The sequence below is a fragment of the Pseudoselenomonas caprae genome (genome assembly GCF_008271345.1).
GTDB classification, from domain to species: Bacteria; Bacillota; Negativicutes; order Selenomonadales; family Selenomonadaceae; genus Selenomonas_A; species Selenomonas_A caprae.
Map to the genome: position 1 here is coordinate 100,125 of NZ_VTOZ01000001.1, position 22,633 is coordinate 122,757.

Annotated in this window: 13 protein-coding genes; 8 read left to right on the forward strand and 5 right to left on the reverse strand. The window is 57.0% G+C overall.

What is annotated here, in order from left to right; all coding sequences use genetic code 11:
* Positions 1 to 55: 55 nt before the first annotated feature.
* The 5 genes from FZ041_RS00480 to FZ041_RS00500 are packed head-to-tail and all read right to left on the reverse strand — an operon-like array spanning position 56 to position 9,497.
* Positions 56 to 1,786 (reverse strand): MATE family efflux transporter, encoded by a 1,731-nt coding sequence (locus FZ041_RS00480; protein ID WP_149188164.1) that lies wholly within the window; start codon positions 1,784 to 1,786, stop codon positions 56 to 58.
* A complete protein-coding gene (locus FZ041_RS00485) occupies positions 1,783 to 3,369 on the reverse strand; it encodes an anti-sigma factor antagonist (RefSeq protein WP_149188165.1) in 1,587 nt (528 codons plus the stop codon). Before FZ041_RS00485 ends, FZ041_RS00480 begins: the two co-directional genes overlap by 4 nt.
* Positions 3,370 to 3,400: 31 nt before the next feature.
* The gene (locus tag FZ041_RS00490; RefSeq protein WP_149188166.1) at positions 3,401 to 4,858 is read right to left on the reverse strand and encodes a DUF3329 domain-containing protein; all 1,458 of its coding nucleotides are present in this window, start codon (positions 4,856 to 4,858) and stop codon (positions 3,401 to 3,403) included.
* Positions 4,852 to 6,372 (reverse strand): DUF3329 domain-containing protein, encoded by a 1,521-nt coding sequence (locus tag FZ041_RS00495; protein WP_255449183.1) that lies wholly within the window; start codon positions 6,370 to 6,372, stop codon positions 4,852 to 4,854. The genes FZ041_RS00490 and FZ041_RS00495 overlap by 7 nt, the downstream gene beginning before the upstream one ends.
* Before the next feature lie 2 nt (positions 6,373 to 6,374).
* Complete coding sequence (locus tag FZ041_RS00500; protein ID WP_187626266.1) at positions 6,375 to 9,497, reverse strand: efflux RND transporter permease subunit; 3,123 nt, start codon at positions 9,495 to 9,497, stop codon at positions 6,375 to 6,377.
* Between the two features lie 177 nt (positions 9,498 to 9,674).
* Between FZ041_RS00500 and FZ041_RS00505 the strand changes: the two genes are divergently transcribed.
* The 8 genes from FZ041_RS00505 (at position 9,675) to hcp (ending at position 22,430) form a co-directional block, all read left to right on the forward strand.
* Positions 9,675 to 10,439 (forward strand): TSUP family transporter, encoded by a 765-nt coding sequence (locus FZ041_RS00505; RefSeq protein WP_173373080.1) that lies wholly within the window; start codon positions 9,675 to 9,677, stop codon positions 10,437 to 10,439.
* Positions 10,440 to 10,452: 13 nt separating this feature from the next.
* Positions 10,453 to 11,919, forward strand: a complete 1,467-nt coding sequence (locus FZ041_RS00510; protein WP_149188169.1) for a DUF3375 domain-containing protein — start codon at positions 10,453 to 10,455, stop codon at positions 11,917 to 11,919.
* Positions 11,919 to 12,584: a DUF4194 domain-containing protein gene (locus FZ041_RS00515; RefSeq protein ID WP_149188170.1), complete on the forward strand. Its 666-nt coding sequence runs from the start codon at positions 11,919 to 11,921 to the stop codon at positions 12,582 to 12,584. The genes FZ041_RS00510 and FZ041_RS00515 overlap by 1 nt, the downstream gene beginning before the upstream one ends.
* Entirely contained in the window at positions 12,559 to 15,951 is a 3,393-nt protein-coding gene (locus FZ041_RS00520) for an ATP-binding protein (RefSeq protein ID WP_149188171.1), read from the forward strand. Before FZ041_RS00515 ends, FZ041_RS00520 begins: the two co-directional genes overlap by 26 nt.
* Positions 15,952 to 16,219: 268 nt before the next feature.
* On the forward strand, positions 16,220 to 17,929 hold the full coding sequence (locus FZ041_RS00525) for a methyl-accepting chemotaxis protein (protein WP_149188172.1): 1,710 nt from the start codon (positions 16,220 to 16,222) through the stop codon (positions 17,927 to 17,929).
* Between the two features lie 258 nt (positions 17,930 to 18,187).
* Positions 18,188 to 19,897 carry a methyl-accepting chemotaxis protein gene (locus FZ041_RS00530; RefSeq protein ID WP_149188173.1) on the forward strand — a complete coding sequence of 570 codons (1,710 nt, stop codon included), beginning with the start codon at positions 18,188 to 18,190 and terminating at the stop codon, positions 19,895 to 19,897.
* Between the two features lie 200 nt (positions 19,898 to 20,097).
* Positions 20,098 to 20,619, forward strand: a complete 522-nt coding sequence (locus tag FZ041_RS00535) for a hypothetical protein (RefSeq protein ID WP_075442781.1) — start codon at positions 20,098 to 20,100, stop codon at positions 20,617 to 20,619.
* Positions 20,620 to 20,795: 176 nt separating this feature from the next.
* The gene (gene hcp / locus FZ041_RS00540; protein WP_149188174.1) at positions 20,796 to 22,430 is read left to right on the forward strand and encodes a hydroxylamine reductase; all 1,635 of its coding nucleotides are present in this window, start codon (positions 20,796 to 20,798) and stop codon (positions 22,428 to 22,430) included.
* Positions 22,431 to 22,633: the final 203 nt, after the last annotated feature.

The window sequence follows — 22,633 nt, forward strand, 5'->3', positions numbered from 1 at the left end:
GATAAACGAAAGGCTATTGCCGAAGTGAGATGTTCACTTCGGCAATAGCCTTTTTTCATAGCGAACCGACTACCAGGATCATGCGGTTCTCATCGCCGCTGATCCAGTAGGTGCGGCGAGGGAAGCTGGTGGTAATGGAGTCGATGAAGTATTCGCGGAAGGTATATTTTCCTTGCTCGGTTTTCTGGAAGATATCATAGGGGGCGCCATTGTCCCGGATGATCATGGTGATGTCGTCGTCAGGACGTTTGCCGAGCAGGATGGAGAATTCCATCTGGAAGGGGATGCCTGCAGCGCGTTCACTGGCATGGACGCCGATTTCCTCTATCAGCAAGGCAACACGGTTGCAGCGGCGTGGCGAAATGCCCCGGCCAGCCAGTACCTGCTCCACCTGCTGGGACAGTGCGACTACGGCGTTTGCTGTGCAATCGACATCATAGGAATACTGTCGGTTGAGTATATCCGTATCCAGGAACAAGAGCCCTTCCTGGCGCGTCCACCAGCAGTTGAGGCCAAACGCAGCGAGGAAGGCGGCACTGGTTCCCAGGAACATCCCGTTCAGTGAGCTGCTGGCTCCGATTTCCATCCCCAGCCAGGGCAGGCCGAGCAGCAGGATTGCTTTCAGCAGAGCGCCATAGTTCCTTCTTTCGATGTAGATATAGTAATTGCTGTACATGAGCGTGCAGCCCAAGAATACGATGAAGATTAGGAAACAGCGTACGGCGGCGGCAACTTCTGCGACCATCTGTGCATCCTTCACGCCAAAGAGCTGGGGCAGGATGCCTGCGCCAGCCATGCCAGCTGCGATAAGGAGCAGGCTGACAAGACTGGTTACCCGTATGCCGGTCGTCATGGTCTTCTGGATGCTGTGCAGGTTGTTTTCGGCATGGTATTGGCAGATCATGGGCTGCAGGCAGTCCACGATTCCCGTGTAGATGGCGATGATGAGCGTGAGCAGGTTCACGACGACGGTCACTACGATGATATGCGCTTCGTCGAAATGAGCCAGCACGCAGTGGGTCAATGCTACGGGAAGTATTGCCAGCAGCAGCGTATCCAGTGAGTGGTAGAAGCTGAAAAAAATACCGCGCAGGACCTCCCGGGTGTTCCAGTACCAGTGGAAATGCAGCCGGCTGCGGTGCCCGTGCAGGAAGTAGAGCTGCACCAGGATAGAGGCGCCAAGGCCGCAGGAGGTGGCAATGCTGACGCCCATGACGCCGATGTGCAGGCAGAGCAGGATGTCCAGCACGACATTGACCATGAAGGCGCAGACTGAGCCGATGACGCAGACACGTTCCTGCCCTTCCGCCACAAAGACGGTGTAAAAGAATACATTCAGGAACATGAGAGGCGCATAGAACAGCAGGCCGTTGTAATAGTCACTGGCGTAGCTCATGAGATGCGGTGAGATATGCCAGAACGACAGGATATCCTGTCGCAGCAGATACATTCCGGCGGTGAACAGGATACCCGTACCCAGTGCCGAAAGCACCCCAAGGCTGAACAGATTGTCGACCTGTCTGCGGTCACCTCTGCCCATGGCATAGGAAATCATCATGACCAAGCCGTCAGCTATCAGGTAGCTGACAAAGATGATGAAGGTGATCAAGGGGAAGACCAGCGTCATGCTCATGACGGCTTCTTTGCTCACCAGTTGTCCTGCCGCTACATTGTCCGTAAGAATCAGGGTGTAGGCACTGACCATGGAGAACATGGCCGCTGTGAAGACCGAACGGAAGCGGGTGGAGATGACCGTCTTGGGGCCAAAGAAGCTCAGCCGGTTCACGACAGTATCTCCGCCAGGCAGCGATCCTCTGCCTGCATGGCCAGCAGCATTTCATCGAAGGCAGTGGCATAACGCTGCATCATCGTCTCAGAATAACGGCTGGCATCATAGGTCAGCGTCAAGGTGTAGCTGCCGTCATCGAGCGCCGTCAAGGCGATATCCAGCACGTTTTCGGCGGCTGATCTCTTGTTGGCGGGCATATCCTGGATGGTGATAGGCTTGCCGTCCAAGACAAAGGCGGCTTTGGCATCGGTATTCTTTTGCAGGATGAAGCTGGCGCATTCGCCTTCCAAGTCTTCGTTATATACCGCATCAAGGCTGCGGGCATAGGAAAGGCCCTGCTGGACTTTCGCTTCCACAGACTGCAGGAACTGGGCGGCGGTCATATCTTCCCGCAGGGTACTGCGGATGGGCAGCTGATTCAGCATGAGCCCCATCAGGCGGAGTTCCTTGGCCGAGTTGCGGGCATGATGCACCCAGCTCATGATGACTTCTTTTTCGCCGGTGACTTTGGCCATGGCCAGCATCGCCGCCCCCAGCATGAAGCTGTGTTCATTGGTGCCGCGCTCCCGGAAGAAGTCGTGCCGGATATTCTGGATTTCGCAGATGACCTGGCTTTCGTGCCATTTGCCATCATCCTGCCTGTCCATGGGGGGCAGGTGCTTCTGGGTATCGAAGCCTGCGAGCTGCTGCCGCCAGTAGTCATGGCCCTCCTCTGCTCCGGTCTGCAGTTCCCGATGCTCCTCCAGCACATAGTCGGCGTAGCTGCCAGCCTGGCGGCGGATTTTCTTGCCTTGGTAGCGCATGTCCATTTCACGCCAGAACAGCAGGCAGATGGCCGTGCCGTCCATGATGGCATGGTAGAAATCTTCATAGATGAATTTGCCTGAGGGGGTCACCATCAGATAGATGCGGTACAAGGGGCGGTCGATGAGCTGGAAGGGCTTTTCTAGCTCCAGCTTGCGCTGGGCAAAGGCCTCCTCCGACAAAGTCTCGACGACGATCTTCTTCACACTGCCGTCGAAGCGCTGGCAGATCTCTCCGGTATCGGGATGGAATACCAGCCGGCAGCGGAAGACATCGTGGGCATTCAGCACGCCGTTCACTGCTTCAGCCAGCCGCTCCATATCCACGCTGTCATCCAGTTTGCCCAGTGCGCCGACATTCATCATGGTGGAGTTGGCCTTGTGGAAATGGGTATCCACAAGCCAGCGCTGGACTGGCCGCAGGGGATAGAAGCCCTGCGGGGCAGCCAGCGGTTCTGCTTCCTGTTCCGAATAGATGATTTTCAGGAATTTGTTGAAGCCAGTGATGTCAAAGACTTCTTTGATTGCCTGCTGCGGGTCTTTGATGACCAGCTCTACATTCTGTTTATCTGCTGTTCTTTTGGCCATCAGCAGTGAGCGCAGGCCAGCAGAGGCGATATAGCTGAGTTCGGAAACGTCCAGTTCGATGTTCTGGCTGCCAGCGGGGATGGCGGTAAGTTCCTGTTCAAGGGCTGGGGCCTCTATGGCGTCAAGCCGGCCAGTCAGCTTGACCTGCAAAAGTGTTCCTGTGAGTTTCGTGGTGATTTCCAATGACATAGTATTCACTCCATCTGATTTGTAGGTTGTTTTATTCTACACGGCGGTCTTCGCCGTCGGTCATGACTTTTTTCCAGCCGTAATACTGGGCGTACATGAGATTATGGCTGCCCTCGGGACGAGGCTCGAGGTCAGAGCCCCAGGCCAGCACATCAGTGTTCCAGGTGACACAGGTCCAATGTTCGCAGATTGCATTGGCGAAGGGCGGGACATCGATCTGGTGCACGATCACAAGCTCCTGATCCTGATGGGCATTGATATAGTCTATCCGTCCCAGCCATTGATTGCGGACATCCCATTCCACATAGCAGAGAAAGGCTGCGGTGGACAGGCATAGGGCCAGCACGCCGGCCAGCGCAGCCTGGCAGGCGCCTTTATGGCGCTGATAGAATCCTGCCTGTTGGGGCAGCAGCTCTTTGAGCGCCGAGAGCGAAGCAGCTATCACAGCTGCCGTGGAGAAGAAGCCCGCCCGGGCGGGAGCTATTGGCACGAACATCATGACAATCATGACGCTCAGCGCGCCTGCCAGCATGACCGCCTGGAACTTGGTATCCTTGTTCCAGCGTTGGCCCTGGGGCAGCTGCCGCCAGTAAACGATGAGGATCAGCAATAAGGGCAGCCAGAGCTTGGTCACGGGCCAGAAGCATTCCAGGAAATTGATGCTGAACATCAAGGGCGTCCAGTACATATCCGCTGGCAAGCCGGGATTGTACTCGTATAGCCGCTGCAGCTCCAGCCGTACCATCTCGCCAGGGGCCTGTACCAGCATGATGCCGCCCAGGCACAGGAAGACAAAGCCTGTCACCATCCAAGGCTGCAGCTGGTGCTGCCTTTTGAAATGCCACAAAGCCAGCAAGGTGATGAGGCCTGTCGCTGCTGCTCCTGTCTCCACGGACCAGCCGGCACACAAACCGCTGACGGCCATCAAGGGCACCGTCCAGCGAGGGGCCTCCTGCCAGAAATCCGGCTGCCAGTATTTCAGGGCAAAGGGTAGCAGGAAGAGAAACTCCAGCAGCCCCATCCATAGGAACACACAGCTGCCGCACATCCACAAGGTGGTAAGAAACGGGTCAGGCAGCAGGAACCAAAAACTAAATACGAGCCAGAGCATATAGGTCCGGTTCATTTTCGGCAGGGAAAGACCGGTGCCGATGCGGAACAGCAGCAGCATAAGACCGCCGAATACCAGCGTATTCAGGATGTTGAACAGTTCCTTACCCTGCCAGGCAAAGAACTGGGTAAGGCCGATGCCCAATATGCGTCCGCCCCAGGTCATGTAATGGGACCACTGGCTGACGATGATATCCTCGAAGGAGCTGATGCGCTGGCGCGGCCCGACGCCGTCCAGCAGATTCCCCCGGTCGGCACCATCCCAGATGAAGGCGTAGGGAATATCATCTGACACCATAGGCAGCATCCAGTTGCGCAGGAAGAACAGCCCTAGGAATAGCAGCAGTATCCCCTGCCAGGATAGACATTTTTTTACCATTCGTTTTCCTCCCCGTATTTTCCCCAGTCGATGTTTTTGTCGATGACAATACCTTTGAGGCCGTGATATTGGGCAAAGATATTGGAACGATTATCCTGGGGATTGCTTTCAAGGTCCGCGCCGAACATCAGCAGTACTTCTGTCAAGGAGCGGTTGCCCGCCACTTTGTCAAGATGCCAGGGGATCTCGATGGCGGGAACGACTATCGGATCGTCCTGCCGGTGTTTGGCGATGATTGTCCAGCGCGCTGCCCATTGCTGGTTGTAGGAAGTCTCGATGACCAGGCACAGCACGGTGGCTGCTAGCCAGACAAGCAGCACAGAAAAGCCGGCCGTAGCGGTAAGCAGGCGGGCTTTGCGCATGGTCTGGCACCAGGCAGCAAGCATGGGCTGGATCGCGCGCATGGCGGCAGCTGAGGCAATCAGCAGGAAGATCACGCCGTGGTACCCCGCATGTGCACGGAAATCCGGCGAAAACATCATGGCGGAGAGCACCAGGAAATTACCGCAGATCCACAGCAGGATGTACTGTGTCAGAGCGCGGCGCCGGTTCCCCTTCCAGAAATAAAGCAGGATGGGGAGGAACAGGGGCAGCTCGCCGATGAGTACGGGCAGGAATCCTTCCACGAAATTATACAGGAACATGAGTGGGGTCCACATGAGTTCCGCAGGCATGGTGTAGTCAGGCGCCAGTTCGCGCATCAGTTTTATACGCATGAGGCTGCCAGGCGCCAGCATGAGGAGAAGCATACCAGTCACAAGCCCCGCAAAGCCTGCCAGCTGCCAGCTCTGCAGCCGTCCCTGCCGATGGAAGAGCAGCAGGAAGGCTAGGGCCAGCAAGACGGTGGCAATGCTGCCAGCTTCAATGGACCAGCCTGCCAGCAGTCCCAGCAAAGCCATGGCTGGGAGACAATACCACTGGGATTCTTGCCAGAAATCGGTTTGCCAGTAGGCAAGGCTGTAGGGCAGCAGGAAGGCACAGATCGCCGCGGCTGTCCATAGGTATACGCAGGCGCCTGTCATCCAGACCATCGTATAGATATAGGCGGGGACGGTAAAGAATAGTCCCAGCAGCAGGAGCAGCAGGGCAGCCCTGCATTTGTCCAGTGCTTCGATGCGGCCAGCTGCCAGCCAGAAGAGCAGGCATACCAGCAGCACAAAGACCAAGGTAGTGGCAATGGCGAACAGTAAACGGCTGCCGCCGCCCTGCCAGGCGAAGAATTGCGCCGTAAGCAGGGCGGGAACCCGTCCGCCCCAGGTGAAATAATGTGACCATTGGGAGGCTGCCAGATCGGCAAAGGACGTGATTTTCTGCCGTGGGCCAATGCCGTCCATGAGGTTGCCAGCATTGGCACCATCCCAGATGAAAGCATAGGAATAGTCATCGCCCACCATCGGCAGCAGCAGATTCCGCCAGAGGAATATGCCAGCGCCGAAGGCGAGGAGAACCTGCCAGGTCAGACGGTGCCAAAGGGACAGCCAGAGGCTGTATAGCCGGTCGGCCCAAGAATCCATGTTCAAATGATATCCTCCTTATCCGTTGGCGGTCGTTTCCCCTTGGGAGCTACCGCGATATAAAGCACAGGAATGATGAAAATACCCAGCAGGGTGGCGACGGTCATGCCGCCTACTACGGCGATGCCCATATTGCTGCGGGCACCGCTGCCAGCGCCAGCTGCCAGCGCCAGCGGCAGGCAGCCGGCAATGAAAGCCACCGAAGTCATCAGTATGGGGCGCAGCCGCAGCTTGGCAGCCGTCACGGCAGCCCGTAGCACGGGCATTCCATGTGCCTGCCGCTGCTTGGCGAACTCTACGATGAGGATGGCGTTTTTCGCTGCCAGCGCTATGACCAGCAGGATGCCGATCTGCATGTAGAGACTGCCGGGCTGCTGGGCAATGGCTTCCGACAGGAGGGCGCCGCCTATGCCTACCGGCACGGACAGCAGCACGGCCCAAGGCAGGCGCCAGGACTCGTAGATGAAGGTCAGGCACAGGAAGACGAAGACCAGCGACAATACCAGCAGGATAGCGGTATCGCTCTGGGCCTCCTGGGCATGACGGCTGGTCCCTGTCCAGGCGAGCTGGAAGCCTTGCGGTGCAGCTTCATGCACGGCCTGCTCCATGGCATCCATGGCTTCGCCGGTCGAATAGCCATCGCTGGGGCTGAGCTCGAAATGGACACTGCGGACACCATCATAACGGGATATGTTGATGGGGCCTGAGGACCGTTCGGCCTTCACCAGCGTGTCCAAAGGGATCATTGTCCCATCGCCGCTGCGGACGCGCAGGAAGCGCAATGCTTCCATTCCTTGGCGGAAGGGTGTGGCAGCCTGCACGACTACCTTGTAGACCTGTCCGTGACGGACGAGGTCATTCACCTCTTCGCCGCCGAAATTCACTTGCAGGGCACTGTATATATCGGTCAGTTCCACGCCCAGGAGTTTTGCTTTGTCCTCATCTACCGTGAAGTCGGCATAGGGCGTGTTCAGTGTAAAGTCGGCTTCGACTTCGCCGATTTCCGGGTGCTCCTTGGCGGCGGCAGTGACCTTGGCGACGGCAGCCTGCAGTTCGGTCTCGGAATGGCCCGAAAGATCCAGCAGATGCATGGAGGCACCGCCTGTCATGCCTAGTTCGGGGATGGCGGGCGGATTGGTGCCCATGACCTCTGCTTCGGGGACAGACTGTCTGGCTTCGCCATCCAGCCATTCCAGGAAATCGTCTACACTCTGCCTCTCGTCAAGGCGGTCGGACCAGTCTTTCAAGGCGATGAAGAGCACGCCCGCGTCAGGGCGGGTATTGTCACTGAGCAGATCTGTCCCGCCGATGCCGATGACGGCTTTTACAGCCGGGTGTCCTTGGATCGCTGCGGACAGGTGGTTCAGGGATTCAGCGGTGTGATTCAGCGAGGTGCCAGCGGGCAGCTTCAGCCCCGCGATGACATAGCCCTGGTCTTCCTCAGGCAGGAACTCCTGCGGGAGCAGCAGATAGAGCCCGATGGTGCCGGCGGTCAGCAGAACCAGCAAGGTCAATGCCAAGCGGCTGCGGCGGAGCCAATGGCCGAGATGGTGCCGATAGGTCCGCTCGACCCGCCGCAGCAGGCGGTCCGCATGTGCCAGCAGCCAGTTCTTCCTGGCCTGCTGGTCTTGCGGGCGCAGCAGCAGCACGCATAGAGCGGGGGTCAGCGATAGGGCTGCAAAGGCCGAGATGCCCATGGACACGACCAATGTCAAGGCGAACTGACGGTAAAGCGTCCCCGTCATTCCCGGCAGGAAAGCTACTGGGACGAAAACTGCTGCCAGCACGAAGGCAATGGCCAGTATGGGGGCCTGCACCTCAGCCATGGCGGCGGACGCCGCCGCTTTCACTGGCAGACCGCGTTCCAGATGCCTTGATACGCTTTCGATGATGACAATGGCATCGTCCACCACGAGGCCGATAGCCAGGATTAAGGCGAACAAGGTCAGAAGGTTCAAGGAGTAATCGCCGAGGTAGAAGAAGAAGAACGTTGCGATCAAGGAGACAGGTACGGTCAGCAGTGTGATCAGGGTAGCCCGGCTGTTGCCGAGGAATAGATAAACGATGAGTGCAACCAGCAGCAGAGCCTCGCCAAAGGTATAGGCGACCTCAGTCATGGATTCCTGGATGAAGCTTGTCTGATCTACGACGATGCGGTATTCCATATCCGGCGGGAACATCTGCTGGGCCTCGGCCAATACTTTCTTCACTTCGCCGATGGTTTCCAAGGCGTTGGCGCTGTCGGTCAGAGAGATGCTGAAGGAGGCGGCTTCCAGCCCATCCTGATAGGAGACATAGCGGGTGTCGCGGCGGCCTTCCGTCACCGTGGCGACATCCCGCAGGCGGATGAGTTCGTTGGGTTGGGATGAGGGCAGGATGATGCTGCCGAAATCCGCAGGTGTCTGCCGTTTGTTCTTCACACGGCCTACCAGCTGATGTTCCTGACCTTTGGCGGTTGGCATCTTGCCTAAGGTGCCGGCCGTCGGCTGGGTGTTCTGCTCCTGGACGGCGGTGAGCACATCGGCGATGACAAGATTCTTGGCCGCGAGTTTGTCGGGATGCAGCCAAATGCGCATGGCATAGTCTTCGGTGTATTCGTCGACACTGCCGACGCCGGGAATGCGTTTTATCCTGTCGAGGAAATAGGTTTTGGCGTAATCCTGCAAGAAAATGCTGTCATATGTTCCGTGCGGTGAGCAAAGCGACATGGCAAAAACCATGCCGGGCATGGAACGGCTGGTGGTCACGCCGTAGTTCTGTACGGTCTGTGGCAGTGAGGGCAGGACCGTAGCGACCCGGTTCTGCACGCTGGCGGCGGCGATCTCGCCGTCGATGCCGGGGGCGAATTCGATATCCAGCTTGTAGTTTCCGGCGGCATCGGAGTTCGAGGTCATGGCGCGCAAGCCATCGAGGCCACGGATTTCCGCTTCGATGACGCTGGCTACGGTATCCTGCACGACGGCAGCGTCGGCACCTTGATAGGTGGCTGATACGGAAACTGTCGGGGGCATGATGCCGGGATATTCTGCTATGGGCAGGCGGAAGGCGGCTATCAGGCCGGATAAGGTCAGCAGAACCGCCAATACGATTGCCTGCAGGGGATGTCGGATAAAATATTGTGCCAAGAAAATCACCTATCTTAAAATTTGAGAACAGGATATATTTCTTCATGCGTGCCCGTTTTTCCTGCCGGATGGGCAGATCAAGGCAGGAGAGATTGGGGAATACCGCGTGTTTTCTTTTCGGCGTGTGGGGATTCTGTTATAATAGAAGATAAATGAGTGGCATAGTGGGGTGTGTGCATGGAATTACTGGATATACAGACACTGGGATTTCTGGTGTTTTTTGGTTTTATGGCCTCGTTCATCGACTCGGTGGTCGGCGGCGGCGGGCTTATCTCGATCCCGGCTCTGATGTGGACGGGGCTGCCGCCGGTGACGGTGCTCGGCACGAACAAGGCGGCGGCCGTCATGGGAGCGCTGACGAGCTTTGTGGCGTTCGTGAAGTCGGGCAAGGTGGATATGTGGCTGATCAAGCGGCTGTTCCCGCTGTCCCTGATCGGTTCGGGGCTGGGGGTGCTGGCGGTGCGCCTGGTGCCGCCGGATATCCTGCGGCCGCTTGTCGTCGTCATGCTCGTGGCGGTGCTCCTGTATAGTGTGCTGAAGAAGGACTGGGGCCGGGAGAACCACTATGCGGGCATGTCGGCGCGTCTGCTCGTGCTCTCCTGCCTGGTGGCCTTTTCGTTTGGATTCTACGATGGCTTTTTCGGCCCAGGGACAGGCTCATTCCTGTTGTTCGCCTTCCTGATGGCCGGCTTTGATTTCATCGGGGCGGCTGCGAATGCACGGGCCTTGAACTTTGCCAGCAATATCGCGGCGGCGGTATTGTTCACCTATTTTGGCCTCGTGGATTTCTCGTATGCGATTCCGATGGGACTTTCGATGATTGCCGGGGCCTGGTGTGGCGCGCGCATGGCGCTTTCCAAGGGGACGGGCTATGTGCGGCCGCTGTTCATCATCATGACGACGGTGCTCATTGGCAAGCAGCTAGTGGATCTGTTTAAATAAGGGAGCGATATTTTTGGCCGGGATACCGGATTATATGGATTATGATCATCTGCGCAATCTGCGCATGAATCACGCAGCCTGGCGGTTACTCCGAGCCGACCAGGCTGCGTTCATTGCGGCGTTCTTCTACCGGGAGTTCATCGCGGGCAAGCGCCGTGGCATCGAGGCGCAGGAGCTCTTGGAGCACCTTGACCTGTTCCTTTACGATGCCCAGCGGCAGACAGAGGGCGAGGCCTTTGGCCGGTCGCCCCAGGATTATCTGGAGATCTGGTCGGACAGCGACCACGGCTGGCTGCGCAAGTATGAATATCACGATGAATGGTATTATGACCTCACAGCCCCTGCACAGAAGGCGGTCGAATGGCTCGTGAGCCTGCATAAGCAGGATTTCGTCGGTACGGAGTCGCGGCTGCGCACGGTATTCAATCTGCTGCATGAGATCGCGCGTGAGACTGACACGGATGCTGAGCACCGCAAGGCTTATCTTTTGGCGCAGCAGGAAAAGATAGCAGCGGAACTTGCGGAGATTGAAGCAAGCGGCGTAGTAAAGCCACGGCTTGACGATGTACAGGTCAAGGAACGTTTCCTGCAGGCTGAGAATACGGCCCAGGCTATTCTGGCAGATTTCCGTGAGGTCGAGGAGAATTTCCGCGAACTTACGCGCAAGGTGCAGGACGATGTCGTCAAATGGACACGCGGCAAGGGCGAGCTTTTGGAGAAAATATTCGGCGAGAGCGATATCATCCGCAAGTCGGAACAGGGGCGGAGCTTCATGGCGTTCTGGCGTTATCTGATGCTTTCGCAGCAGCAGGAGGACTTCCGGACGACTATGGCACAGATCAGTGAGGCGGCATCAATCCGCGAACTTCTGCCGGATCATCCGCTGGCCTCCATCAACCGCGAGTGGGTGCGGGCGGCAGGTTCTGTCCAGCAGACCCTGGCACAGCTGTCGGCACAGCTCAGGCGTTATGTCGATGAAGCGTACTTGCAGGAGGAGCGGACCATCTATCAGCTGATCCAGCGCATCGAGACGCAGGCTCTGGAGCGGCGCGATGACATGCCAGCGGGGGAATTCACGTCCATCCGGGAGACGGCCCCGGCTGTGCAGCTGCCAATGGAGCGGCGCCTGTATGCGCCGCCGCAGGCTACAAGGCTCGTAAGTCCTGTCCTGCAGGCTGGCAGCGGCGACGATGGTGAGCTTGCGGCAATCTTCGACCAGGTCATCGTCGACCGGGAAAAGCTACAGGAAAATGTCGCGGAGCTGCTGGCCGAGCGTCCGGAGGTCACGCTGGCGGAGGTGCTGGCTGTCCATCCGCTGCAGCAGGGGCTGCCCGAGCTCCTGGGCTATCTGGTGCTCGCCAGCCATGCAGCTTCGGAGGCTTTTGACAGCAGTACCTTGGAGCATATCATATTCGAACGTGACGGTCATAGACTCATGGCCGTTTGTGATAAAGTCGTATTTCGGAGGAATCAGGGATAATGGAACAAGAAAACACCGCAATAGCTGCCGGTGAGAATCCGCAGGAGCAGGCCTTTTCGCGGGCGGCGATCCTGCTCTTGAAGGGCATCGTGAGCCGCGGCAAGGATGAGGCTCTATGGCAGGATATCCTGAGCAATCAGACGGCACTGCGGGATTATTTCCGGCGGCTGGGGCTTACGCTGATCATCGATGAGCTCGATGAATATGCCTATCTGCGCCAGGAAGAGAGCAGCGGGCTGCCGCATCTGGTGCCGCGCTATCCGCTCAGCTACAATCTGTCGATGCTTTTGGTGCAGCTGCGCAAGGTGCTGGCTGAATATGACCGCGCTGCGGGCAGCAGCCGTGTCGTCGTCAGCTTCGAGGATATCCTGCGCCGCATGGAGCCCTTCCTGCCTGTGCAGAGCAACGAGATGAAGTACCGCCAGTCGGTCGAGCATCTGGTGCGGGCGGCCATGCGCATGGGCTTCTTGCAGAAAATCAAGGGCAAGGATACGGACTATGAGGTAAGGCCCATCCTGCGCCGCTTTGTCGATGTCCAGTGGCTCGACGATTTTGCACAGAAGCTCGAGGATTATGAGAAATATGGACAGGTGCGTCATGTGGAGGCAACTGAAGAGAATGGGGAAGGAGAGATGATGGATGAACTTATTCGAGACGACGACTGAGCTCAAGGACATCCCCCTCGGCTTCCGCCTGCAACGGCTGGAAGTCTATAACTGGGGGACGTTCGACCAGAAGGTCTGGACCCTTGATCTGCAGGGCGACACGTCGCTGCTGACCGGCGATGTCGGTTCGGGTAAGTCGACGCTTGTCGATGCCATTATCACGCTTTTAGTGCCGCCGCGCAAGGTTACCTATAACAAGGCGGCCGATGCGAGTGCCAAGGAGCGCAGCCTGACGTCCTATGTACGTGGTTATTATGGGCAGAAACGCACCGAAGATGGCGGCGGCCGTCCTGAGGCTTTGCGCGGCAAGGATCAGTACAGCGTCGTTCTCGGCGTGTTTTCGGACCGCAATTTCGGGCGTACGGTAACTTTGGCGCAGGTTTTCTGGTTCCCGGATGAGGCGACGGCTTCGCCGAAACGCTTTTACGTATTGGCACAGAAGACGCTTTCAATCACCGAGCGCTTCTCGGCTATCGGCGGCGATATGCGCGCGTTCCGCAAGCAGCTGGAGCGTGACTCGTTCATCAAGACCTTTGACGACTATCCGCAGTACGGCCATGAATTCCGCAAGATTTTCGGCATCCGGCAGGTACAGGCCATGGACCTTTTCCAGCAGACAATCTCGATGAAGAAGGTCGACAGCCTTACCGGCTTTGTGCGCCAGAACATGCTTGAGGTGCCGGATGCCGAGCAGGAAGTCGAGGTCATGCTGCGGCAGTATCATGATCTTGAGGCAGCGCATCAGGCGGTGGAGCGAGCCCGTGAGCAGCAGAAATACCTGCAGCCCATCGAGACCCTCGGCCAGGAATACGCGGCGGTCAGCCAGAAACAGCGGGAGAATGCAGCCATGCAGCAGCATCTGGCCGGCTGGCTGGCAGGCAAGGCCTATAAGGTGCGTGAAAGCATGCTCGGCCAGTCGGAGGCCCGGCTGGCCGAGCTGAAGGCGTCCTTGAAGGAGGAAAATGCTGCCTGTGATGGCCTGCGCCAGCAGCTGGCGGGAATCCAGCGGGAGATGGCGCGCAATGGCGGCCAGCAGCTCGATGAGGTGCGTCACCGGCTGGAGCTTTGCCAGCAGCAGAAGGGACAATGCGAACAGGTGCGCAAAAGCTATCAGGCGCAGCTTGACCTGCTGGCGCTGTCCATGCCGCAGACGCCGGCGGCCTTCCGTGACAATGCGCAGGCCATGGAGCAGCGCGGCCAGGCCATCGAGCAGGAGCTTGAGGAGCTTATCGCCGATGCGGGAGCCATCGAGGCCAACCGCAAGGAAGCCGCAGCGGCAGAGAAGCAGCTGACTGAGGAGATCGAGTCGCTGGCGGGCCGCAAGTCGAATATCCCGAATGTCTTCGTCAAGATCCGTGAGCAGCTCTGCGCAGACCTGAACCTGGCTGAGGACGAGATGCCCTTTGCCGGTGAGCTCATGGCGGTGAAAGAGGAGGAAGCTGAGTGGGAAGGTGCCTTGGAGCGCCTGCTGCATAGCTTCGGCATTTCCCTGCTCGTACCCGAAGCGCATTACGGCGAAGTCGCCGGCTGGATGGAGCAGCATGACCTGCGGGTGAAGCTCGTCTACTTCCGGGTGCCCGACTATGCAGAGCCGGCAGCGCTTGACAACCTGCCGGATGACGCGGCCTGCCGCAAGCTGGTGCTCAAAGAGGAGTCAGCCTACTGTGACTGGCTGTGCCATGAGCTTTATACGCGTTTCCGCCATAGCTGCTGCGAGACGATGCAGGAATTCCGTCAGGCGAAGTTCGCGCTGACCCTGCATGGCCAGGTCAAGATCAATGGCCGCCGCCATGAGAAGGACGACCGTCATGACCTCAACAACCGCCGCAATTATGTGCTGGGTTTCTCGAATCTGCGCAAGATCCAGTCGCTGCAGGAAGAGCGGGAGAACGTCCGTGAGGAGCAGAAGTTCTTCCAGCAGAAGCTGCGGCAGAACCGAGGGGCGCAGAAAAAACTGCAAGGCGAGAAGGATGCCATCATGCTGGCCGGACAGGTCAAGAGTTTTGCGGAGCTCGACATCGCGCCGCTTGAGGCGCAGATCGGGAAGCTGCGCCTGCGTGTCGATGAACTGCAGCAGAAGAACGATGTCTATCGCAAGCTGCAGGAGGAAGAGCAGGCGCTGCTGCGCCAGGTGGCACGCAGCCAGCAGGAAATCAGCGCGAAGCAGGATGAGGCCGGCAGAGTCCAGGAGCGCTGCCAGAGCACCCGCGAACAGATGCTTGAGGAAGCGGAGCTTATAAGCGAGGAGACGCCGGAGGCGCAGGCCGAAGTCTATCCGCTGCTGGAGCGCTATATGGCAGAAGCCCTGCCGGGGCAGAGCTTTGAGCTTTCCAAGCGGCAGAAGCAGCAGGCGCGCTATGGCAGCTGGCTGCAAGCGGAGGGCTTGCGCCAGCAGGAAATCCTGCGCCATCATGGCGAGGAACTCACGCGCTGCATGACAGGCTTCTGCCAGAAGTGGCCTGAAGCCAGCGCCGAGCTGCTCTGTGCGCCGGAGGCGGCAGCGGATTATATCGCCGTGCTGGACCGCCTGCGCACGGATGACCTGCCGAAATTCGAGGGGCGGTTCCGTGAACTGCTGCGGGAAAACACCATCAATCAGATTGCGCTGTTCCAGACGCATCTGGAAAATACCTGCCAGGAAATCGAAGACCGCATCGACCGCATCAACCGTTCGCTGGCGGAAATCGATTATAATGAAGGCCGCTACATCCAGATCGAGTGCAGCCATGCGGTCAGCGATACGATCCAGCAGTTCCGCCGCGACCTGCGGGCCTGCACCGACGATGCCTTGACCGGTGCTGCTGACGATACCTATAGTGAACAGAAATTCCAGCAGGTCGCCAAGATCCTGGAGCGTCTCCAGGGCCGTCCAGGGTCATCCGAGATTGATGCGCGCTGGCGGCGCGAGGTCATCGACGTGCGCAATTGGTATACGTTCGCGGCTTCGGAGCGCTGGCGCAAGCCGGCGCCTGGCGAGGATGCCGAGTATGAGCATTATACGGATTCGGGCGGCAAGTCGGGCGGTCAGAAAGAGAAGCTGGCCTATACGATATTGGCAGCGAGCATCGTCTACAATTTTGGTCTCGAGGGCAAGCGGGCCGGAGAGCAGTCGTTCCGCTTTGTCGTCATCGACGAGGCCTTCCTCAAGAGCTCTGACGAGTCCGCGCGCTTTGGTCTGGAGTTGTTCCGCAAGATGGATCTGCAGCTGCTTGTCGTCACACCGCTGCTGAAGATAGCGACAATCGAGCCCTTTGTGCGCCATGTCGGCTTTGTCTACCAGAAGGATGAGGAGCATAAGTCCTATTTACGCAATCTCACAATAGAAGAATTGCAGGCAGAAAAACTAGCACATACTGCCGGAAAGTGAAGGAACACAATAGTTTGAGGGCATCTCACTTTAGAGATGCTCTTTTTTACTGCGATAAAGCAATAGTAAAAATGGTAGTTTTCAGAATAGAGAAATGTAGATTTTTAACGACAAAAGTCCTATTTTTGTATGAATATATACTTGTGCAAGTCAAGTGAGTGGGGTAGAATAAGCACTATGTTGTTTTTGGATATGAAAGCAAATTGTAATGTTATTTTCGAGAAGTCTGTTGGGATAAGGCTGACGTAGAAAGGTAGTGTGTAAGGAAATGCGACTAAAAGACATTGGTATTGGGTACAAGATCTTGATCTTGGTAGTGATTGGCGTCATAGGCACCGTATCGTTGGGGATATCGAGCTACTTGGGGATGAGTAAGGCTAGTGATGATCTCGACAATATGTACAGCCGCAAGCTGCAGGCGACCCGCTTGCTCGGCACGGAGATCAGCTTGATGCGTGCCGTCAAGGTAAGCATCTCGGAGCATATCTTTGTACCGGAGGATGCGAAGATCGAAGCTTCGATCGATGAGAACATCAAGAAGTACGAAAGCTATTGGGCGGAGTATAAACCGCTGGGCATGCGTGCTGAGCAGGCGGCAGCGGAGATTCCGAACACCGAGAAAAAATGGGCGGAGTTCAAGCAGGGCGTCCTGGAGTCCCAGCGCTTGATGAAGGCCGGCAAAAAGCAGGAAGCATGGGAGCATTACCGGAAAATCGAGACGACGACGGCTGAGGATCTCTTGAAGAGCCTGCAGGATTTGCGCAAGGTTGCCGATGACAATGCGGATATCCTCAATGAAGAGATCAAGGACAGCAACACGCATCATATCGAATTCTCCATCCTGGTGAATGTCTTGACGCTGGCACTGCTGCTGGGGCTGTCCTTCGTCATCATCCGTGACATCACGAGTTCGCTGCATCGCGGCGTAGCCATCTGCAATGCGATGAAAGATGGTGACTTCCGCACGAATGGGGTAAGCCATGTCGACCGCGGCGATGAGCTCGGCCTGATGGCCAATGCTCTGTTTGCGATGCGCAAGGAGCTCAATGGCCTCATGCGCAATGTCAGCGAATCGGCGGAGCAGCTCGCCGCTTCATCGGAGGAGCTCACGGCCAGCTCGAACCAGGCCGCACAGGCATCGACGCAGGTGGCCCAGTCGGCGGCTGATGTCGTCAATACCGTGGAAGACCAGCAGAAGGCAGTGGTCAACAGCAATGAGTCGGTGGCTCGCGTGCAGAGTGCCGTCGCTCATGTCAAGAATCAGTCGCGCATGGTCGCGGATAACTCCGCTTCAGCCGCCGAGCGTGCCGCTGCTGGTTCCGTAGCTATCAGCGATTCGGTGGAGCAGATCCGCAGCGTTGAGCAGACCGTGAACGGTTCGGCTGAGGTCGTAGATCGTCTCGGTGAGCGCTCGAAGGAAATCGGCGAGATCGTCGACACGATGGCTGGCATCGCGGAGCAGACGAACCTGCTGGCGCTCAACGCAGCCATCGAGGCAGCCCGTGCTGGTGAGCACGGCCGTGGCTTCACGGTCGTAGCTGAGGAGGTCGGCAAGCTCGCCCACGAGTCGCAGGAGTCGGCGGAGAAGATTGCCCGTCTGATCAAAGACATCCAGAAGGATACGGAGGATGCTGTGGCTTCGATGCAGTCTGGCCGTGAGGCTGTCGTGACTGGTGCGCGTTCGGTCGAAGAGCTGCGGACGATGTTCGAGGAGATCAATGGGCTCGTCAACGGCGTATCCCATCAGATCCAGACGGTGGATGAGGCTGTCGATGCGATGACGCAGGAAGCCAATGCCATCATGGGTGAGGTAAACAATATCAGCGGCTACAGCAATCAGGTAGCCTCGGAGATGCAGGCTGTATCGGCAGCTACCGAGGAGCAGTCGGCATCGGCTGAGGAAATTGCTTCGGCCAGCGATTCTCTGGCAACGCTGGCTCAGAAGCAGCAGGAGACGTTGTCGCATTTCAGATTCTGATTCCAGAAAGAACGATAGAAACTGTCGTTTCATACGCAAGTATGAAGCGGCAGTTTTTTTGCTTTAGAGATATATCCAATAAGTATCATAACATTTTCGTATAGGCAAATTGGGCATTTTGGACGGTTTAACACTTGTAAAGGTGGGTGATTTAAGCTACAATTGGCAATACGACTGTAAAGGGGAAACAGCGCAGTTTATGTTATAGTGAGGCTCAGCAGGGAGAAATGAGCCGCAGTAGAAAGGCAGTGTGAGGATTTGAGACTGAAAGACATTCGCATAGGGTACAAGATTTTGGTGCTGGTATTGGTGGGCATCATCGGCATGGCGGCTTTGGGCCTCTCGGGGTATCTGGGAATGAGCAAGGCCAGCGATGATATCGATGATATGTACAGCCGCAAACTGAAGGCTACGCGCTGGATGGGCTCGGAGATGAGCCTGATGCGCGGTGTGCAGATGAACATCGTCAAGCATATCCTCGATCCGAAGGATAAGGCCATCGAGGAGGCGCTGGCTGAGCGCATCAACAAGTATGGCGAAAACTGGGCGAAGTACAAGCCGCTGGGCATGCAGTCCGAGCTGGCGGCGGCAGAAATACCCCATACCGAGGCACTCTGGGATAAATATATGAAGGAAATCCAGGATGTGAAAAACCTGGTAGCCGAGGGCAAGAAGGACGAAGCCTGGCAGAAATACAAGAACATCGAGAATACGACGGTCAAGGATCTCTTGAAGAGCCTGCAGGGCCTGCGCCAGGTGGCCGATGATAATGCCGAGAATCTCAATAACGATATCAAGGCCAGGAACAGCCAGCAGATTACGTTCTCGACGGTGCTCTGCCTGATCGCATTCCTCATCTTGGGCGGCCTGTCCGTCATCATCATCCGCGATATCACGGAGTCGCTGGGCCGGGCTGTGGCGGCATGCAACAAGATGCGCGATGGTGATTTCCGACTGGTAGGCCAGTCTGTTGTTGATCGCGGGGATGAGCTGGGCCAGATGCTCACGGCCCTGACGCAGATGCGCGGCGAGCTCACGAAACTCATGCGCAATGTCAGCGAGTCCTCCGAGCAGCTCGCGGCTTCCTCCGAGGAGCTCACGGCCAGCTCGAATCAGGCTGCCCAGGCTTCGACGCAGGTCGCCCAGTCGGCTGCTGACGTCGTGAACTCGGTCGAAGACCAGCAGAAGGCAGTGGTCAAGAGCAATGAATCCGTGGAACGCGTCCAGAGCGCAGTGACGCATGTCAAGGCGCAGTCGACGAAAGTCGCTGACAACTCGGCGTCGGCAGCTGAGCGTGCCGCAGCGGGCTCGATCGCCATCGATGATTCGGTCAATCAGATCCGCAGTGTCGAGCGCACGGTGAATGGCTCGGCTGAGGTAGTTGACCGCCTGGGCGAGCGCTCGAAGGAAATCGGCGAGATCGTCGATACGATGGCCGCAATCGCCGAGCAGACGAACTTGCTGGCCCTCAATGCTGCCATCGAGGCAGCCCGTGCTGGTGAGCATGGCCGCGGCTTCACGGTCGTAGCCGAAGAGGTCGGCAAGCTCGCCCATGAGTCGCAGGAGTCGGCGGAGAAGATCGCCAAGCTCATCAAGGATATCCAGCATGATACCGAGGATGCGGTCGATTCGATGAAGACGGGCCGTGAGGCGGTAGTCGCGGGAGCCCGTTCGGTCGAGGGCCTGCGCACGATGTTCGAGGAAATCAACGGCCTCGTCAAGGGCGTGTCGCAGCAGATCCAGACGGTGGATGAAGCCGTCGATGCGATGGCTCAGGAGGCTGCGACAATCACGACGGAGGTCGCCCATATCAGCGGCTACAGCAATCAGGTCGCCTCGGAGATGCAGGCCGTATCGGCTGCCACCGAGGAGCAGTCGGCTTCGGCTCAGGAGATTGCCTCGGCTAGCGATTCGCTGGCTGTACTGGCACAGAAACAGCAGGAAGCTTTGGCACGGTTCAGATTCTGATAGGAATCCGTAAAGGGGCATCTTTCCCGCCCTCTGGGAAAGATGCCCCTTTTTCACAAAAACAAGTAAAATGAAACAATTATAAAACCGTTACAAACCTATTGAAAAACGATGAAATGGATATTATAATATATATGTAGAGAAATATACCTATTGATATAAAGGATTAAGGAAATGGACAAGGAAAGAGAGGGATTGTCATGGGTATATCCGCGGTAAGCATCACAACGCTGACCAGTTTCCCGCAAATGAACCGTGAAGTGACGGCGAAGGGACAGCAGGCGGCGAAGGCGCATAGCGAGGCGGCAGCATCTTACACGAAAGTGTCGAATTTTGGCAACGAGACCAAGCTCGGCAGCAGTGCTTTCCAGCATGCCAATCGGACGATTGTGGACATTGGGGAAAGCAAGACTGCAATGCTCATGGATCGCAGCAAGTCTTATTATGAAGTCTCGAACTTCGGCAATGAGACCAAGCTCGGCTCGAGCAAGTTCCAGCAGCAGATCAAAGCCGATGCGGAGCAAGGGGCCAAAAATCTGTCCAAGGGGATGAAGGCAACCGCAGACATCACGCGGGTGTCGAACTTCGGGACGGAGACGAAGCTGGGCAAGAGCGGCTTCCAGCAGATCAATGCTCAGATCATGCAGGCCCGTCAGAAAGCCTATACGCAGTTCGCTGATTTCCAGAAAAAAGCCGGCGGCAGCATTGACATTGGTGCGTAAAATGAAAACATGGATACGACCTTCTTCTTTGTGAAGAGGGTCTTTTTTTTATCTGTAGCGAATGTTACAGCCAGCCGGGGAGCGTGCCGCTATAATGGGAGATGTTGATAGGTCAAGCGACTATGCTTTGTGTATTATTACTCCGCCCCAGCGGCGCGGAAAAGGAGCGATTATTTATGGAAAACAAGATGTTCTGCTATCAGTGCCAGGAGACGGCTGGCTGCAAGGGCTGCACGCAGATTGGTGTCTGCGGCAAGAAGCCGGAAGTTGCTGCGATGCAGGATCTGCTGATTTATGTGACGAAGGGGCTGTCGGCTGTCACGACGCGCCTGCGTGCTGAGGGTAAGAAGGTGGCAGCAGAGGTCAACCATCTGATCACGCTGAACCTGTTCGTTACCATCACGAATGCAAACTTCGATCAGGAAGCCATTGCTGCTCGCGTCAAGGAGACGCTGGCAGTCAAGACGGAGCTGCTGGCGGGCCTTGAGACCCGTGAGAATCTGCCGGATGCGGCCCTCTGGAACGATACGGAGGATGGCTTTGCAGCCAAGGCGGCCAAAGTCGGTATCCTCGCTACGGAGAATGAGGATATCCGCAGCCTGCGCGAGCTCATCACCTATGGCCTCAAGGGGCTGGCTGCTTATCAGAAGCATGCGAATGTCCTGGGCTATGAGAATGAAGCTATCGATGCCTTTGCGCAGTCGGCGCTTGCCAAGCTGCTCGACGACAGCCTGACGGGGGATGATCTTACGGCGCTTACGCTCGAGACGGGCAAGTGGGGCGTTGATGGCATGGCGTTGCTGGACAAGGCCAACACGGAGACGTATGGCAATCCGGAGCTCACGCAGGTCGACCTCGGGGTACGCCAGAATCCGGGTATCCTGATCTCGGGGCATGACCTCAAGGATCTGGAGATGCTGCTGGAGCAGACCCAGGGCACGGGCGTCGATGTCTATACGCATGGCGAGATGCTGCCAGCCCACTACTATCCGAAGTTCAAGAAATACGAGAACTTCGCGGGCAACTATGGCAACGCCTGGTGGAAGCAGAAGGAAGAGTTCGAGGCGTTCAACGGCCCGATCCTCATGACGACGAACTGCGTGGTACCGCCGAAGGCATCGTATCAGGACCGCCTGTTCACGACGGGGGCCACGGGGGTGCCGGGCTGCCAGCATATTGCCTTGCAGGCTGATGGCACGAAGGACTTCACGCCGGTCATCGATCTGGCCAAGAAGTGTGCTGCCCCGACAGAACTCGAACAGGGCAAGATCGTCGGCGGCTTTGCGCATGAGCAGGTATTTGCCGTGGCCGACAAGGTCGTTGAAGCTGTCAAGTCTGGTGCTATCAAGAAGTTTGTTGTCATGGCTGGCTGCGATGGCCGCATGAAGTCCCGTGACTATTATACGGAATTTGCCAAGGCGCTGCCGCAGGATACGGTCATCCTTACGGCTGGTTGTGCGAAGTACAAATATATCAAGCTCGATCTCGGTGATATCGGTGGTATCCCGCGTGTGCTTGATGCTGGCCAGTGCAATGACTCCTACAGCTTGGCCCTCATTGCCTTGAAACTCAAGGAAGTGTTCGGTCTTGAGGATGTCAATGAATTGCCGATTGCCTACAACATTGCCTGGTATGAGCAGAAGGCTGTTATCGTGCTTTTGGCCTTGCTGCATCTCGGTGTCAAGAATATCCATCTTGGCCCGACGCTGCCAGCCTTCCTGTCCCCGAATGTGGCGAAGGTACTCGTCGAGAACTTCGGCATCGGTGGCATCACGACTGTTGAGGAAGATATCAAGAAAATGATACAGTAAAACCGTCCCGTAAGGGATGGGATGCTAGAGAAAAGCAACCTGTTTGGTGGTTCCTACCACAACAACAGGTTGCTTTTTGTGCAAATGGCTGAAGCAGGACTTTCGTCAAAATAGTAGAATAATTGCAGTAATGAGTTGCCTGTGCAACATATGCATGTGATTAGAGATGATATAATGAGGCAAAATGGAACCGGAAGAATAGC